This is a genomic window from Dictyobacter kobayashii (assembly GCF_003967555.1).
GTDB classification, from domain to species: Bacteria; Chloroflexota; Ktedonobacteria; order Ktedonobacterales; family Ktedonobacteraceae; genus Dictyobacter; species Dictyobacter kobayashii.
Genome location: NZ_BIFS01000002.1, coordinates 2157391 through 2172468 on the forward strand (window position 1 = coordinate 2157391; position 15078 = coordinate 2172468).

At 48.3% G+C, this 15078-nt stretch carries 19 protein-coding genes; 8 read left to right on the top strand and 11 right to left on the bottom strand.

All coding sequences use genetic code 11. The features are described from left to right. Positions 1 to 135 precede the first annotated feature (135 nt). From EL645_RS41845 to EL645_RS41855, 3 genes are read left to right on the top strand one after another with little or no spacing between them, the layout of a single operon-like run. Positions 136 to 432, top strand: coding sequence for a hypothetical protein (locus EL645_RS41845; RefSeq protein WP_218032215.1), 297 nt, complete (start codon positions 136 to 138; stop codon positions 430 to 432). 14 nt (positions 433 to 446) lie between these two features. Further along, positions 447 to 1013, top strand: coding sequence for a M20/M25/M40 family metallo-hydrolase (locus tag EL645_RS41850; protein WP_246035755.1), 567 nt, complete (start codon positions 447 to 449; stop codon positions 1011 to 1013). 2 nt (positions 1014 to 1015) lie between these two features. Beyond that, positions 1016 to 1420 carry a M20/M25/M40 family metallo-hydrolase gene (locus EL645_RS41855; protein ID WP_218032217.1) on the top strand — a complete coding sequence of 135 codons (405 nt, stop codon included), beginning with the start codon at positions 1016 to 1018 and terminating at the stop codon, positions 1418 to 1420. A 66-nt stretch (positions 1421 to 1486) separates the two neighbouring features. On the opposite strand, the gene EL645_RS35840 is transcribed toward EL645_RS41855, so the two are convergent. The 9 genes from EL645_RS35840 to EL645_RS43530 form a co-directional block, all read right to left on the bottom strand. Beyond that, positions 1487 to 4531 (bottom strand): alpha-amylase family protein, encoded by a 3045-nt coding sequence (locus tag EL645_RS35840; RefSeq protein WP_126557193.1) that lies wholly within the window; start codon positions 4529 to 4531, stop codon positions 1487 to 1489. Positions 4532 to 4650: 119 nt separating this feature from the next. Continuing rightward, complete coding sequence (locus tag EL645_RS35845) at positions 4651 to 5019, bottom strand: carbohydrate ABC transporter permease (RefSeq protein ID WP_126557194.1); 369 nt, start codon at positions 5017 to 5019, stop codon at positions 4651 to 4653. Next, a complete protein-coding gene (locus tag EL645_RS35850; RefSeq protein ID WP_126557195.1) occupies positions 4920 to 5555 on the bottom strand; it encodes a carbohydrate ABC transporter permease in 636 nt (211 codons plus the stop codon). The genes EL645_RS35845 and EL645_RS35850 overlap by 100 nt, the downstream gene beginning before the upstream one ends. Before the next feature lie 92 nt (positions 5556 to 5647). Then, on the bottom strand, positions 5648 to 6652 hold the full coding sequence (locus EL645_RS35855; protein ID WP_126557196.1) for a carbohydrate ABC transporter permease: 1005 nt from the start codon (positions 6650 to 6652) through the stop codon (positions 5648 to 5650). Positions 6653 to 6829: 177 nt separating this feature from the next. Then, positions 6830 to 7300, bottom strand: coding sequence for an extracellular solute-binding protein (locus tag EL645_RS44870; protein ID WP_307720606.1), 471 nt, complete (start codon positions 7298 to 7300; stop codon positions 6830 to 6832). Then, positions 7189 to 8130, bottom strand: a complete 942-nt coding sequence (locus EL645_RS44875) for an ABC transporter substrate-binding protein (RefSeq protein WP_126557198.1) — start codon at positions 8128 to 8130, stop codon at positions 7189 to 7191. Before EL645_RS44875 ends, EL645_RS44870 begins: the two co-directional genes overlap by 112 nt. Before the next feature lie 152 nt (positions 8131 to 8282). Beyond that, the gene (locus EL645_RS43520; RefSeq protein ID WP_246035694.1) at positions 8283 to 8816 is read right to left on the bottom strand and encodes a LacI family DNA-binding transcriptional regulator; all 534 of its coding nucleotides are present in this window, start codon (positions 8814 to 8816) and stop codon (positions 8283 to 8285) included. Between the two features lie 23 nt (positions 8817 to 8839). Then, complete coding sequence (locus EL645_RS43525) at positions 8840 to 8989, bottom strand: hypothetical protein (protein WP_246035695.1); 150 nt, start codon at positions 8987 to 8989, stop codon at positions 8840 to 8842. A 40-nt stretch (positions 8990 to 9029) separates the two neighbouring features. Next, positions 9030 to 9347 carry a LacI family DNA-binding transcriptional regulator gene (locus EL645_RS43530; protein WP_246035696.1) on the bottom strand — a complete coding sequence of 106 codons (318 nt, stop codon included), beginning with the start codon at positions 9345 to 9347 and terminating at the stop codon, positions 9030 to 9032. Positions 9348 to 10027: 680 nt separating this feature from the next. Between EL645_RS43530 and EL645_RS35875 the strand changes: the two genes are divergently transcribed. From EL645_RS35875 to EL645_RS44880, 3 genes are all read left to right on the top strand, one after another. After that, a complete protein-coding gene (locus EL645_RS35875) occupies positions 10028 to 10330 on the top strand; it encodes a hypothetical protein (RefSeq protein WP_126557199.1) in 303 nt (100 codons plus the stop codon). Between the two features lie 522 nt (positions 10331 to 10852). Next, complete coding sequence (locus EL645_RS35880; RefSeq protein ID WP_126557200.1) at positions 10853 to 11914, top strand: phosphotransferase family protein; 1062 nt, start codon at positions 10853 to 10855, stop codon at positions 11912 to 11914. A 144-nt stretch (positions 11915 to 12058) separates the two neighbouring features. Then, a complete protein-coding gene (locus EL645_RS44880; protein WP_281276461.1) occupies positions 12059 to 12181 on the top strand; it encodes a hypothetical protein in 123 nt (40 codons plus the stop codon). Positions 12182 to 12264: 83 nt separating this feature from the next. Here EL645_RS44880 and EL645_RS35885 read toward each other — a convergent pair whose 3' ends face one another. Then, positions 12265 to 13239, bottom strand: a complete 975-nt coding sequence (locus tag EL645_RS35885; RefSeq protein WP_126557201.1) for an aldo/keto reductase — start codon at positions 13237 to 13239, stop codon at positions 12265 to 12267. A gap of 239 nt (positions 13240 to 13478) precedes the next feature. On the opposite strand from EL645_RS35885, the gene EL645_RS35890 reads away from it, so the two are divergent. Continuing rightward, positions 13479 to 14207, top strand: a complete 729-nt coding sequence (locus EL645_RS35890; protein WP_161977973.1) for an LLM class flavin-dependent oxidoreductase — start codon at positions 13479 to 13481, stop codon at positions 14205 to 14207. Then, complete coding sequence (locus EL645_RS35895; protein WP_126557203.1) at positions 14195 to 14389, top strand: hypothetical protein; 195 nt, start codon at positions 14195 to 14197, stop codon at positions 14387 to 14389. Before EL645_RS35890 ends, EL645_RS35895 begins: the two co-directional genes overlap by 13 nt. Before the next feature lie 31 nt (positions 14390 to 14420). Here the strand turns inward: EL645_RS35895 and EL645_RS35900 are convergent, their stop codons facing one another. Next, positions 14421 to 15011 (bottom strand): Chromate resistance protein ChrB, encoded by a 591-nt coding sequence (locus tag EL645_RS35900; protein WP_126557204.1) that lies wholly within the window; start codon positions 15009 to 15011, stop codon positions 14421 to 14423. Positions 15012 to 15078 lie beyond the last annotated feature (67 nt).

A 15078-nucleotide genomic window follows, 5' to 3' on the forward strand; every position in this document is an offset into this window, starting at 1 on the left:
TTTCTAAGGGAAGGTTGAGCTCTGGTGGATGTGCGATATATTTTTATATGGTGCAAAAAATGTGCTATATAAAAATATATCAAGTACCGAATGCCTGTGATGATTGTTGTATTTTGCTAGAAGAAGGTTCGAGTAATGATGCTAACTGCAATTGAGCAAAAAGTTCTAGCTGCTCTGGATGAGGATCGGTTGGTAGAGACCTTTCGTGTGCTATTGCGCATTCCTGATATCACCGGGCAAGAGACTGAAGCGCAGCATTGGTTGGGAAAGCAGATGCTAGAGCTTGGCCTGGATGTAGATATGTGGACCATTGATGTTGCGGAACTGCAGCACCATGCTGCCTTTCCTGGTATGGAAGTTGATCGTAGCCAGCATGAGGCCGTGGGACTGGTGGGGCCTGGCAAAGCAGTGGTGGTCCTGGCAGGCGGCTGATCTTTAATGGTCATATCGACGTAGTTCCTGAGGGTGATCGCGCGCAGTGGTCACATGATCCCTGGGGTGCGGAGCTTGCTGGCGATATTATTTATGGACGTGGTGCCTGTGATATGAAAGGTGGCCTGGTTGCAGCGCTGTATGCTATTAAGGCGATCAAAGACGCCGGTGTCTCGTTGCCAGGTTCATTAATGTTGCAGAGCGTTATTGGTGAGGAAGATGGTGGGCTGGGGACTTTTGCCACCCTGTTGCGTGGCCATACAGGTGACGCAGCCATTATTTGTGAGCCAACCAGCTTGAAGTTAATACCCGCCCAGGCTGGAGCTCTAACCTTCAAGGTGCGCGTAAGTGGGAAGTCTGCCCATGCATGTATGCGCTTGGAAGGTGTCAGTGCTGTAGAGAAATATCTAGAGCTTCATCGCGTGCTGCTCCAACTGGAGAAAGAGCGCAATAGCAACATCACCCATCCACTACTGGGAAAATTTGAAATACCTTATCCGTTGAGTATTGGACGCGTGCAGGCAGGAAACTGGTCTTCGTCCGTTCCAGACGAGCTGGTCTTTGAGGGCGTATCGGGGTAGCGATGGGCGAGAGTTGCCAGGCTGTGCGCGCACAGTTTGAGCAAACCTTGAAGAGCGTGACTGAGGCTGATCCCTGGCTCAAAGAGCATCCCTTAGAGATCGCGTGGACCGGCGGCCAGTTTGAGAGTGGTGAAATCCCCCAGGATCATCCTCTGGTGCAGTGTTGTGGTGCCTGTCTGCAAGATTTGACCGGTCATGCGCCTGCCATTGAGGGAATTACCGCCGGTACCGATCTGCGCCAACTGGTCAATCTTGGCCAGATCCCCTCTTTGCTTTTGGGTCCCGGCGATGTGCGTGTGGCCCATATGCCCGATGAGCATGTGCATATCACAGAGGTCCTGACCGCTGCCAGGGCCTATATTTTGATCGCTTTGCGTTTTTTGCAGGATGATCTAACAATGCAATAACCTTAAAATCTAACAGAAAGAGGGCGAGCTATGCAATTACATCGCCCGCCCTCTTTCTGTTAGATTTTATAATGCCTGAACACCACCAAAGTACAGCGAGGTTCCATCATCCTGGTGGAGAATAGCGCCAGCACGATTGGCTGCAACCTGTACGCGTTGACCTTCCTCTAGCTCAAGTTCGCCTGTTTGTGAGCTCTCGGACACGATTAGCGTGAGCTTCCCATGCTTTAATGGGCACTGTGCCATCAGATAAGGGCTATCCTGTTCCCCATTACGACTCTCTATACTGAGCGCTTCTCGATAGATGGCGCGAATAGCGTCTGTGCTGTGTGATTGTTCGATAGGGAGACCTGACCAGAGGATGCGGCCCTCTCCATGATGATACTCATGGATATGGTTGTGTGCCTTTTTAATGTAGGCAATTTTATCACCACCATAGCCAAACTGATAACTCCGTCCATTTAGTCCCTGCAACTGCTCATAGCGTGAAATAGGCTCAATGGCTTGCAATTTACTATCAAATTCTGCTATCCGGGTTGAAGTATTGAGGTTATGCTGGTCTCGTCCCAGTACACCGCTTACCAGTAGTGTAGTTCCGCGCTCGACAAAGGCGAGCAAGGCCTGCCAGGCTGACTCAGAAAGATGCTGCACGCCTGGGAGTATGATAGTCTGCGGCCGATGTTGCCCGAGCAACTCTTCTAATTGCTGCTCGCCCACCATCTGAGGAATAATGCCTAGATCATAGCCTAGAATACGTATGGTTTGCTGAGAAGCTTCGAGCGCCAGATCCGGGCGTAAGAACCATTGTGAATAGGGAATCACTACCCAGGTTGTGGGTGGTTGTTCTGCTTCGATCATGGACGTGCCGATCTGCTGGATTAAACGTCCAATCTCGCGCACAACCTTCAATTCAGGTTTCGCGCTACCATCGGGGCGTACCAGGCCGATACTGTTCTCATTATCGCTGGTCATATAAGCATTGGTATGCCAGAGCCATTGAATCAGGCCAGCGCCTCGTCCAATGAGGCCCGTGATTAATTTTCGCTCGAGTAGATTGGCGCATTCTTGCTCACTGCGCAATGGCCGCATATCGACATCGCGCACCAGCATAACGCCGATTTCCTGAATGATATTAGGGTGACTGATATGTTTATCCAGCAGCATATCACAGAGCAGGCTATCATTGTTCCACCAGGGATGAGTGGTGCCATAATCGAGGGCCGGGGCATAGAATTGTGGTGAGATGCGTGAATAGGCTTCATCCTGGCCCGCCCCAATTATTGTGGTACAGCCCGCGGCACGGATCGCTTTGACTATCAGCGTGGCCCAACGTGTGAACATATCCTGTGAAAAGAAGGTATAATCCATCACCTTGAGCATATTTCTGGTCCCATTGATGCGTGGATCTGCGACATAGTCGTCAGCCACAGGTAACGAAACCTGGTCCCAGCTAGCGAAATCCTGTGGCGTCTGGCGCCAGCGCTGCTGTAGCTCTGCAATGCTGTAACGTTCCGCCAGCCAGCTTTGAAAAGCTGCCACTTCATAGCGGTCGTAATTAGGCAAGGGACGCTGGCTAAAGATGGTTTTTGGATCGCCAAAACTCGGCTCGTTGATCAGATCCCAGGAGAGCAATTTTACCTGTGCATAACGGCGGGCGAGAATGGTGACAAAATCCGCTTGACCTTGCAATGAACGAGGATCTAACCATGGATTGTTGCCTTCGAAGAGGGGTGGGTAAAAAGAAAAGAAAGTAAAGATAACCTGGATCTGATACTTGCAAGCCGTCATCACAAAAGCATCCAGCGCTCTCAATGCCGCCTCATTTATCCTTCCTGGATCAGCCATCATGTCGCGCCAGCCGGTCCAGATGCCCGTGCGGATTACGTTAATGCCGGCCTGCTTCATCTCAGCGAAGTCGCTATCCCAGCGTGCCGGATTCGGCTGAGCTAGAAACTTGCGTTGGACCTTGCTATCCATATACGTAGTGCCATAGAGAGGAAAAGGCGTCCCTTGTTGATAGAAGTAGTCCCGGCCAGCCTCTAAAAGCAGCCCAGTGCTCTCCTCGACCAGTGCCGTATCCCAGTACCAGAAGCCTGTTTTCTCATGCCATTCCAGCCCTTGTTCATTCTCAAAGCATACCTCTACTGTATAGAGGCCAGGCTCACTGATGGGAGCGGATAAGTGCAAGCTGCTTTCTTGCACATAAGGGGAGCCAGGCAGCTCGGTCTTAAATGTTTGGAGCAGGGTATGATGCGGCGTTAAGACTTTGACCTCAGCGCTTTGGGCCTGGTGTGAGCGCGAGGAAAGGGTGATCGTAGGAATTTCGCCTACAAAATAGCAGGCATTTTGTGGTCGAGCCTGCAACACGGTTGCTCCAGCAGCCGTCAGGGATAAGAAATGTTTTAAAATATTGGAGATCTTTAACCATTCATCAAATGTAGCTGGTTGCCAGGGAGAGATGAGCCAGCGACCACCCTGAAACCGCCCCGATTGCTGGTCGAGCAATGAAGCTACCGCCGCAGTGTGGCCAATTTTTTCTCCGCTAGTTTGTGTATCCAGGTATAGCAAAGACGTTAACAGCGTATCGAATGGACCCGCGGCTCCCATTTCTTCAGGATGATCCGATACCTGTGACAATTTAGGATAAAATGACCAGCACTTACCCACCTGGGTCGCCGTCAATTGCACTGTATGCTGTGGATGGCGTGATATGGCTTCTGCATCCGTCAGGCGCAAATCTGTTTCAGGTAACTGCAATGCAAAAGAGGGCCCCAGGTAGAGTTGTCGCGTATATTCTTCTTGCTCTGCTTCGATCGTTCCATCTGCACGTACTGGCCGCGTGAAAGGCATGCCACCGAATAGGGCTATATTTCCACCCTGTTCTAGAAACTCTATGATGGCCGGCCAGGCATCTTTAGGGAAATATGGACCATGAAATGAGATAAAAAGCTCACAATGTTCCTGCAAGGCAGAACTCAGCGTGGCGGCATCCACAAAGTGTGCCTCTCCTGGAATAAGTTGCGCCAGGGCCTCCGGTGAATACCAATCAGGATATGCAGGATCGGAAAAGACGACGATGTTCTTTTGCCTACAGAGTTGTGTTTGCGCCATAAGATTTCTCTCTAAATACTAAATATGGGTGCTAGAATAGATAACGTTTTTTCTCAACCATATCGTTGTAGGTAAACCCTCTGCTATGTTTGTGGGTCTACCTACTTGATAGTTTCGCACTATTTTACATCAGCAATGCTGACACCACTATCGATATAGCGTTGTCCTAAGGCATAGAGTACAACTGGAACTACCAGTGCAACCAGAGTCGCAGCCATCATCTGTGGATCAACAGATTTGAAGGGATTAGAAAAGAAGAGTAATCCCAGCGGCACCGTGCGGTTTGCATCGCTACTGAGGTAGATCAGTGGGCCCCATGCGTCACGCCAGCTACTTAAGAATGTGAAAATCGCGACTACAATTATTACTGGTCGTGATTGTGGCAGGATCATGTTCCAGAGGATGCGGAAACTTCCGCAGCCATCAATACGTGCGGCCTCATCAATTTCGCGTGGCAGGCCGATAAAGAATTGCCGGAACAGGAAGATGTTAAATGCACTGCCAAAGAGCTGGGAACCATAATTGGCAGATAGGTATCAATCCAGCCCAGATTTCTAAAAATGATGTAGAGTGGGATCGTGTACATCTGGGATGGAATCATCATTGTTGCCAGCAGCAATATGAAGAGTGGTGTACGCCCACGGAAACGGAAACGCGCAAAGCCATACGCTACAATGGCCGATGAAAAGGTCGTAGCTACCACCGCATAGACGGCCAGCCAGACGCTATTGAATATATAGTGGGCGAAATTATATTGGGTAAAGACCTCAACATAGTTGGACCACTGGAACGGATTAGGAATCCATTGAATTGGAATTGCGAAATACTGAAACTCATTCTTCAATGAAGAAGAGACCAGCCAGAGAAAAGGCATCAAAATCAACAGGCTAAGTACGATCAGGACAGCATATGTCCAGATATAACTCAGACGCAGCAGCTGTTGGCCTCGCTGTTGCCGTTTCTGATTAAATGCCCGTGTCGATGTAGAAGTAGTTGGCCTCTCGGCTCTCTGTATCGTACTCATAAGCTTGCCTTTCGTCAGGAAAGATTCTTTTCCTCCTTATTGAAGAGGGACAACATTGTCTTATGATCACCAGACTTTCCTATGCGTGTTTATTAACCCTCTTGCTCGCTATAATGGCTAAAGCGAATTGTCGCAAGTACAAACATCGTCAGGATTAATGTGATGGCAAAGACGGTCACCGACAATGCTGAGGCATAACCATAATCATTGGAGATGAAGGCACGTCGGTAAATGTAGGTTAGAAACACAGCCAGGCTGTTATGATAGCCAAGTGGATTTCCGGTACTGACAGTTCCTTGACTGGAAGCAAAGACCAACGGCGTCTCAAAGACCTGAATATGTCCGATGAGGGTCAGGATCGTATTGAAGACTATAACCGGTGCGAGCAAGGGAACCGTAATCTGCCAGAATGTAGACCATTTTCCGGCTCCATCGATTCTTGCCGCCTCATAGTAGGTCTCAGAGATACCTTTCAGGCCAGCCAGAAAGATCAACATCGTGCCGCCGATGAACCAGAAGTTCACTGCGATCATTGCTACCAGGCCCATCCAGGGACGATTATAGTCGCCCAGCCAGTTGACAGGATCGATGTGAAAGAGGCCAAGAAATACGTTGGCCAGGCCATCTTGTCCGGCCGCGAAAATTGCTTTAAAGAGCTTGGCGATCGCCACACCTACGAGGAGACTGGGAATATACAGGACCGTACGAAAGAAATGGTTACCGGGGAAACTACGATTAAGCAGTAGTGCCAGTCCCAGTCCACCAACAATGCTAATGACCGTTGAGCATGACACGTAGATGACCATATTCAAGCAAGCCTGCAAAAAGATGGGATCACGTGTCAGGATGTCCTGATAATTTTTAAAACCAATCCAGACAGGATCATTGAACAGGTTGAATTTGGTGAAACTGTAATAGAACGTCTGGATAATTGGCCAGAGCCCCAGCATCAGGAAACCAATGAGCCAGGGACTAATATAGAGATAACCCTTTAAACTTTCGTTACGCAACAGTCGCTGCAACATATTTGGTTGTTTGTATGGTTTTGAGGATTGGCGACCGGGCAGCGCTGGTTGATGTTGTGATGTAGATATCATGGGCCAGTTCACTTTCTAAACACTCGTCGATGAATGGAGCCAGTAACAGAACCATTCCCAACATCACCGAGATTTCTCAAAGAGAAGGCCAGGACAAAACAATGAAGAGGAGAAACTTCACAGTGTTCACATATATTGTTTTGCCTGACCGCCTCGATGTGTCATCTTAATAGCAGATTATGCAGACGCGAGGATTGAATTCCCTTGCTGTTCCATCTTGGCTGCTGCCTGTGCAGGCGTTAATTTTCCTGCCATCATATCGGTGATAATATCGCCCAGGGTGGTGGCCAGCTGATCTTTTGTTGTCATCAAGCTAGGCTGGAAGGACTGGAAGGCTGTTTCCATTGTAGGAGCAAACTTAGGCGGCTGCAGATAGCTGCTCAGTTGTGAGAAGGCATTCTTTTCAGCAGGAATATCACTGAATTTCGCAAAGCTGATCTCAGGATTTGTCTGGGTTGCCCACTTCAAGAATTGCCAGGCTGCCTGCTGGTTCTTGCTGCCCTTGTAAACTGCCAGGCTGTTAACGCCACCTGTAATCACTGACTGCTTGATGGTAAAGATCGGCGTAATACCATAGTTGGGATTTTTGGCCATATCGGAGAAGAGCCAGGGTCCGACACGCGCAAAGGCGATTTTACCCGTATCCAGAGCACCGATGTCGAAGGACCAGGGCCATTGGTCAGTTCATTGTAAGGAGGAGCCAGTTTCTCGGTGAACAAGCTCAGATAATCGGTCAGACCTTGAATACCCTCCGGGTTATTCGTGGTGACTTTGGTTGGGTTGACTGGATTGTCGAAGGTTTTGCCACCATTCATGCGAATGAACATATCATAATCCAGAATGTCGGTTGGGTTGATTGCGTACTGGACACCCTTGCCGTTCTGGATCTTGGTCAGCTTTTTGGCCATGGTTTTGAACTCATCGAAGGTCATGGCTTTAACTGGATCAGGGGCGGCGACGCCAGCTGCATCGAGCAATGCCTTATTGTAACCGAGCACAGAGATTGAGGTACCAATAGGTAAAGCGAAGGTTTTGCCACTCCACTGGCTCAATGTCAGGGTTGCCGGACTCAGTGATTTGGTGGCATCAGTATAGTCAGAAAATGTGGTCAGGTCGGCCAATGCGCCGCTATCAAAGTAAGGGGCAGCCATACCACTGGACATACCAATGATATCGTATGCATTACCACCAGCTGTGGTGGTCTTTAATTTATCCCAGTAGTTACCCCAGGGGAGAATTTCGGGTTTAACCTTGATATTGGGATTGGCTTTTTCGAAATCTTTGATCCATGCCTTCATGGAATTGTCTTTTGCGGGGGTATTGCTCCACCATCCAAAGGTGAGGTTGACCGGGCCAGAGCTGCTATTGCTGCCGGAGCCGCCTCCACAGGCTGCTAGCAGGCTTCCGCCTACTCCAGCTGCCATTGCAACTTGACCACTTCGTGTGAGGAACTGTCGTCGTGACATTGAGAAATCCATATGAATCACTCCTTCGTGTAAAATAAAATGGACCCGAATGTAACCAATAACTTGACAGGACGAATTGTCAATCGTAGGTATAAACAACCTTGTTATATAGATAAGGATATTTCCCTGCAAAGAAGGATGAATCCTTGACCCGACGAATTGTTTTAGTGTAAGAGACAGTGTACTGAATCGCGCTCAATCAACTCGACTTCTAGAATACTGGATATGTTGGTATCAAATGGATCATTGCCCAGCTCCAGTAGCCGTTTGACTGCTATCGACCCCATGGCTTCTTTTTTCACGCGTATGGTTGTTAAGGCGGGGGTCAGATGTTCAACCAGCGCAATATCATCAAACCCAAGGACCGACACATCTTCGGGTAGACGATATCCCGCGAGCCTTAATGCTTTCATTGCTCCAATTGCAATTTCATCGTTCGCACAAAACAGTGCTGTAAATGGCGCTCTACGTTCTATCAAGCGTTGACAGGCCTGATAGCCGCCATCGATTCCAGAACTGTCATTATCGATTAAAGCATAATTTACTGGTATACCCGCATCCAGTAAAGCTGTACGATAGCCCGCTCCACGCCGCTCAAATGTATAGATGGTATCTATTGGCCTTGGACCAGGTAAGATCGGGCCACCAATGAAGGCAATCTGCCGATGACCATTATCAATTAAATGATTTACAGCCATGCGTGCGCCCTCAAAATTGTCACTCAACACCGAATTGATAGAAAGACCGGGATATAATTGTCGACCAGCACCATCGGTACTTCGATACTTTTCAATATTTCTACCGTTTCACGTTCGGCAGGACCCACCAGCAAGATGCCGCCCAGCTTCATCTCTTGAATTGTCGAAAGCAATTCCTGGGCAATGGGACCAGCTCTTCAATGGATCTATACGTTACCTTGATACTAGAGCGACGAGCCTCTTGCTCTTGCTCAACACACTTAAAATATGTGTCCAGAATGGATTACTGGTGGTTGCTCCGCTATCAGAGAGGTCCCCATAGAGAAACCCAATCTCCTTGATAGCGCGATTGCCTGTACGTGGTGGCTCAGGATTGACCGGGCGATCATAGCCCAGTTCCGCCGCTGCCCTTAGTACTCGGCCGCGTATCTCTTCCGAGACATTGCTATGATTGTTAAATACACGTGAGACAGTGCCCACTGATACATCCGCTTTACGAGCAACATCTTTCACTGTGACCGAGCCAATCACACATTCCTTCCTCATGCGCTAGTGACAGGTGTCACTACAACACTAATTCATTGTCCATTCAATGAAATCATGTTTGTTTCATTGATGAAATAATACAGCCATTTAATGAGAAAGTCAATATCTTAAGGGTAATAATCAGGAAAATTCTGCAAACATGGTATTATTTGCCCTTATAATTTATGTCATTTTAATGACATATTGGGAAGTAACTGTAAAATTGCCCTCGCATCCCTTCATTGAGCTGAACCTTAACCAAAAGCAACGCTTTTTCAGCTATTCATTGGATATCATTCCTGCATATTTAAAATGGATAGCAGGCATTTTTACTCAGTGAGCGTGCCAGACAAGCTTATAAGACTTAAGCATTATGCTGTCACGCCCTTTTACTAGTATCTATATGACATTCACCAATGAAAAAGTAGCCGTTCATTTGAACGACCAGATTTATATAGAGTGAACGACCAGATTTATGACGACCAGATTTATAGAGAGGGGCAAAAAGTGCGCAACTGCGCACTTTTTGCCCCTCTCTATAAATCTGGTCGGGTGCGTCAGCACACGCCCACAAAAAGCAACATTACTTTCTTCTGAAAGATAGCATTTATGTTCTAAACATGTTATGCTTTTCTCAAGCAATGAAATACGCAGCAATGAATAGAAGAACGTTGGGGAGGTACGGTATGCTATTTCATGAACCAGAAGACATCGAACCTTTTGCGACTCAAAGACATTCACCCCTTCAAGAACTAGATGAAGAAGCTCAACTGTTCAAACAGCAACGCCATCAACTAGAAAAACAGCGCGCCCTCCTGGACCTTGAGCACAAAGAATTAGAACAGCGTCTATCTGAATTAGACATCTCCTACGCTTTAATTGATGCTTTATGGAAGCAGTTGGATATACGCGAAGCTATTCTGGCTTCAGAATACGAGACCGTGTATCGAACCGGTAAAAGGCCAGGCCACCACATTCAACGGCGCTAAATGCCAACACGGTTGAGTTCTTTCTACTGTCATGCCGTTCAATCGTATGAGCGCAGCTGCCTGATAGGTGAACCCGTTTCCTCGCCACTGCTCAAGTTGAATAGCTGAGCCAGTGGCGGCGGAGCTAGCCGCGTCCAGGCGGCGTTTACGATTGCTTTTAAAACATATATTGGCTTTTCTATGCTGGCGCTGATCTATATGTTATTTCAGTACAACATGGAAGTCTCTCAACTTGCCTTTTTTTAGCTCAAGCTGCTATCATACAAATATTCAAGCAAATTTCCATTGGCTGGTAGGATATGGGTGTGCCATATTGTTGTGCTTCTTGACAGGAAGAAAAACGTTGCCCTGGCAGCCGCTTTCTACTTCATCCTGCACAATGGTTGAGCGCGTCATGCAACTTTTTCAAGGCTATATTTACAAAGGGTAAAATATGATTGATTTTAGTCTCTCCCCGTCGTTGCCCGATCTGAAAAAACCAGGATTGAGCAGAAGCTGGATCACAAGGGGGGTGACCTGTAGATGAGTAGCGATTTAGAACGCCGCCTGGTTGATAGTGTCGCCTTACAAGCTTACCTGGCGCAGGCTCTGCCGCTGGCGGATGCGACCATGCCTTTAGTGATTGAGCGCGTCCGGGGTGGCCACTCCAACGAGACCTTCTTTATTACGTCCGGGACACAAGAGTTTGTATTGCGCCGACCACCTTATGGTCCTTTGCTACCCACGGCCCACGATGTGGGGCGCGAATATCGCGTTCTAAGCGCCCTGGCGGATACCACTGTTCCTGTTCCACGTCCCCTACTCTATTGTGATGACATTCAGGTAATTGGTGCCCCTTTTTATCTGATGGAGCGTATCCCGGGAATTGCCATTCGCGATCGACTGCCAGCGGCTTTCGCCAGCAATATCCAGGCGCGTGCCGGCATCGGGGAGGCCTTAATCGATGCACTGGCCGAATTGCACCTGGTGGATTGGCAGGCAGTGGGTTTAGAGGGTTTTGGGAAGCCATATGGCTACCTGGCTCGCCAACTGCGGCGCTGGACGGGTCAGCTGGATGCCTCGCGCACACGCGATATTCCTGATTTAGATGAGGTTACCCTCTGGCTGCAGGAACACTTGCCTGAAAGCTTGCATGCGACCATTGTCCATGGGGATTACCGCCTGGATAATGCGTTGCTGGTCCCTGAGCCGCCCGCTCGTGTGCTGGCGATTGTGGACTGGGAGATGGCGACCCTGGGCGATCCGTTAGCGGATGTTGGTTATCTGCTCTCGTTCTGGCGTGAAGCTGGCGATCCACCTTTTACGCTTGGTGACGCCTCCTGGGAGATTACCGGACAACCTGGTTTCTCGACCCGTGCAGAGCTGGTCCAACGCTATATGGAACGCACGCAGCGCAAAGTCGAGCATATAGACTTCTATGTCGCGTTAGCAATCTGGAAACTAGCCATCTTACTGGAAGGTAGCTATAAGCGCTACCTCTCTGGCACCACGGATGATCCCTTTTTCCCTGTCCTTGAGCGAGGCGTGCCCGCATTAGCGGCACGTGCCCTCTCCGTTTGTAATGGCGAAATGAAATTCTTGTAAAAGTTGCATAGAGTCCAAAGAGAGAAGCAATTTTTGTTTCTCTCTTTTTTGCTGCGTTCATGTGGATGGTTTTGATAACAGAGTTATAGTAACGTTTATGAATATAGAAGGATATTTAAGGATTATGAGGAGTTACATAGCTATATGGGAATCATTATGACAATTTTTCCATTGCTAGAACTGCTGGTGATAGCGTTTGGTATTGCTTTATTGTATGCTCTAATGTATACAGCTTTGCTGGCGTTGCGCAAATATCTAAACTCTTAAGCAGCGGAATGGAAGGCATGATAGTTTTCTGACATTCCTCACCCCATTCTCGCCGCAGGCGAGATGGAGTGAGGAATGTCATCTTATGAGGCATAAAAGTTGCGTACCCAGCGATACTTTTTCAATTTTTTTACTTTTTCGGGTGGCAAGCCTTTACCATCACCGATGGCTGTGTTACGCTCGGCGTTGCGCACAGAACGCATACCAGGAATGATGGTGGATACAGCAGGGTTGCTCAGTACATAGCGCAAGGCGGTCTCTGCAAGCTCATCTGTGGAAATACCGAGGTCGGCAGCCATGCTACGTACGCGATTGTAGACATCAGTTTTGCGCGTGCCCTGGAAATACTGGTTACGAAAATCTTGAGGATCAAAGGTGCTGTCGGGCGTGATTTTGCCGGTCAGGCTACCTTCATCGAGCGGCACACGTACAATGACCCCGATATTGTGTTGCTGGCAGGCTGGGAAAAGCTTATCTTCAGGACTCTGATCGAATACATTGTAGATAACCTGAACCGTATCTACCACGCCAGTCTCAATCAGGCGCAGTGCATTGTCAGGCTGGTGATCATTAATAGAAACGCCAAAGAAGCGGATCTTCCCCTGTTCTTTTAATTGTTGAATCGCTTCAAGCCAATCGCCCTGGCCCACCCAATCGTCATTCCAGACATGAAATTGCTGGATATCCAGTGTATCGGTGCCAAGGTTGCGCAGGCTTTTCTCGCTACATTCGAGGATGTAATCTTTAGGAAAGACCTCCTGGACCGGAACTCCTGGCTGGGCAGGCCACTGCAGGTTTTTCGGTGGTATCTTGGTAGCGACATAAATGCGTTTATCCGCGTTTTTGCGCACCACCTGGCCGACTAACTGTTCACTATGCCCCTCACCATAGGCCAGAGCAGTGTCGATAAAGTTTACACCCAGGTCAATTGCCTTCTGTAGTGCCTTTAGTGACTCCTGGTCGTCCGCTCCTATCCATTGTGATTTGCCGATACCCCAGGCCCCATAGCCTATTTCAGAGACCTTGATATTTGTCCGCCCCAAAGTTCGGTAATGCATGCTCTGCTCCTTGTTCATGACTGCTTGAGTATCATTTCGTGTTCATTCTATGAATGATTGTCGGTAGTCGCAAGCACAACTGTAGCCCTGAAAACTTTGCTTTAAATTTTCTCCTACGTATCAAGATTAGAGCTCGTATAACCTGAGAATAGGAGCCGCTTCTGGTTCGTTCCTATATTGTATACGCTACTGCTTTGTGCATCGTATTGATGGGTATAGGGATACAGAAGGAGATTGTTATGGCTGGTGTTCAATTTGGTTGGTCTATGCCCGTTGGGAATGGGAATATAGATCGCGATGCCTATCTGAGGGCATATGAAAAGGGCCTGGAAATTATCTCAGGTTCGTTCGATTCCGCCTGGTTCTCTGACCATTTGCAATTTGGGGATCAGGACTTTTTAGAGGGTTGGACTGCCCTGACTTATTTGATGGCTAAAAAGCCGGATTTAAAATTTGGACATATCGTCCTTTGCCAACTCTTTCGCAATCCCGCTGTGCTGGCGAAGATGGCTGCTACCTTGCAGTATATGAGTAAAGGGCGTTTTATTTTTGGTATTGGGGCGGGCTGGAATGAGGAAGAATGCGAGGCCTATAATATCTATTTTCCCCCACCGGGGATACGGGTTGAGGAGTTGGAAGAGACCTTGTTGATCACCAAAGCCCTCTGGCAAGAGGATAATGTGACTTTTGAGGGCCAGCATCACCAGGTGAGAAACGCGTATTGCCACCCTAAACCTGACCCTATACCGCCCATTATGGTGGCGAGTTTGCAGCCCAAGATGATGCGTCTTACCGCCCGCCATGCTGATTGGTGGAATATTATGGGCGCCGATATCGATAGCGTTAAAAAACATATCGCCAATTGTGAGCAAGCCTGTGCCGAGGTTGGCCGTGATCCTGCCACGCTGCGTCGAACGCTGCAGGCTAATTGCGTCTGTGCCCCAATGAATCTATCGTGCATGAATTAGCTTCTGGCAAAATCCATAATTCATCACATACCTTTGTTGGCACACCCAGACAGATTATTGATCAGATGCGTCCTTTTATTGATCTTGGCATCGACTATTTTATTCTCTCATGCGAAGGATTCCCTAATTTGATTACACTACAAACACTGGTTAATGATGTTATTCCTCAACTCAGTCATTAAGGTTTAACTATCTGCTAAGTAGAGTAGTGGTTCAGCTTTCATTTTCTGCCTTCTCGCTTGTCGTGGTTTGGTCAGGACTCGCATGTGTGTTGTGATAGGTATAAACAGTAATGGCGAGCTCGTATAATGCCTGGCTGCATTGCTCGTAGAGTGTCCTGGCTTGAGCACTGTGCTCATCAGGAAAGAAGTCGCGCCGTTGCAGTTTGGGGAGCCAGGTCGTGAGCTTATGGAGCGCGCGTTCATTTTCTTCGAGGATATCAAAGCTCCAGTCATTGTTGAGGGCAGGTTGCTCTATCCGGGTTAGAAATTCCTGGCAGGAGCGCATAAACGTCATATATTCCTGGTGTTGTAGGATTTGAAAATGCACAATCAGGCGCTGCTGCATCTCGCTTTTACCGGCCTGCGAGCGGAAAAAAAAGCCGCTACCGCCGTATCTTTCGAGCTCAGTGATGATGGTTATGATGAGTTTTTCGTGTTCAGGCGTATATGGAAGTAGCCAGAGATTCGTTTGAAGTTGTACCGCTCCTATACCTTGTAATCGCCTTGCAAACATAGCGCGCAGCTTGCTCGATGCGGCTGATACCTGTGGAATAAAGAGCAACCATTCCTCCGTACTGTCCATCGTATGCCTCTCTTAGTTATTTGCCTGCCGGGCTGTATTCTGGCTTTGATGCGAGTGAGCTATCATT

What these genes read in the sequence shown, in the direction of transcription:
- EL645_RS35875 (WP_126557199.1), top strand. Translation starts at nt 10,028, where the DNA reads ATGCTATTTCATGAACCAGAAGACATCGAACCTTTTGCGACTCAAAGA.
- EL645_RS35885 (WP_126557201.1), bottom strand. Translation starts at nt 13,239, where the DNA reads ATGCATTACCGAACTTTGGGGCGGACAAATATCAAGGTCTCTGAAATA.
- EL645_RS35880 (WP_126557200.1), top strand. Translation starts at nt 10,853, where the DNA reads ATGAGTAGCGATTTAGAACGCCGCCTGGTTGATAGTGTCGCCTTACAA.
- EL645_RS35850 (WP_126557195.1), bottom strand. Translation starts at nt 5,555, where the DNA reads ATGAGTACGATACAGAGAGCCGAGAGGCCAACTACTTCTACATCGACA.
- EL645_RS44875 (WP_126557198.1), bottom strand. Translation starts at nt 8,130, where the DNA reads ATGGATTTCTCAATGTCACGACGACAGTTCCTCACACGAAGTGGTCAA.
- EL645_RS35900 (WP_126557204.1), bottom strand. Translation starts at nt 15,011, where the DNA reads ATGGACAGTACGGAGGAATGGTTGCTCTTTATTCCACAGGTATCAGCC.
- EL645_RS43520 (WP_246035694.1), bottom strand. Translation starts at nt 8,816, where the DNA reads ATGGCTGTAAATCATTTAATTGATAATGGTCATCGGCAGATTGCCTTC.
- EL645_RS41845 (WP_218032215.1), top strand. Translation starts at nt 136, where the DNA reads ATGATGCTAACTGCAATTGAGCAAAAAGTTCTAGCTGCTCTGGATGAG.
- EL645_RS44880 (WP_281276461.1), top strand. Translation starts at nt 12,059, where the DNA reads ATGGGAATCATTATGACAATTTTTCCATTGCTAGAACTGCTGGTGATA.
- EL645_RS35890 (WP_161977973.1), top strand. Translation starts at nt 13,479, where the DNA reads ATGGCTGGTGTTCAATTTGGTTGGTCTATGCCCGTTGGGAATGGGAAT.
- EL645_RS35855 (WP_126557196.1), bottom strand. Translation starts at nt 6,652, where the DNA reads ATGATATCTACATCACAACATCAACCAGCGCTGCCCGGTCGCCAATCC.
- EL645_RS41855 (WP_218032217.1), top strand. Translation starts at nt 1,016, where the DNA reads ATGGGCGAGAGTTGCCAGGCTGTGCGCGCACAGTTTGAGCAAACCTTG.
- EL645_RS35840 (WP_126557193.1), bottom strand. Translation starts at nt 4,531, where the DNA reads ATGGCGCAAACACAACTCTGTAGGCAAAAGAACATCGTCGTCTTTTCC.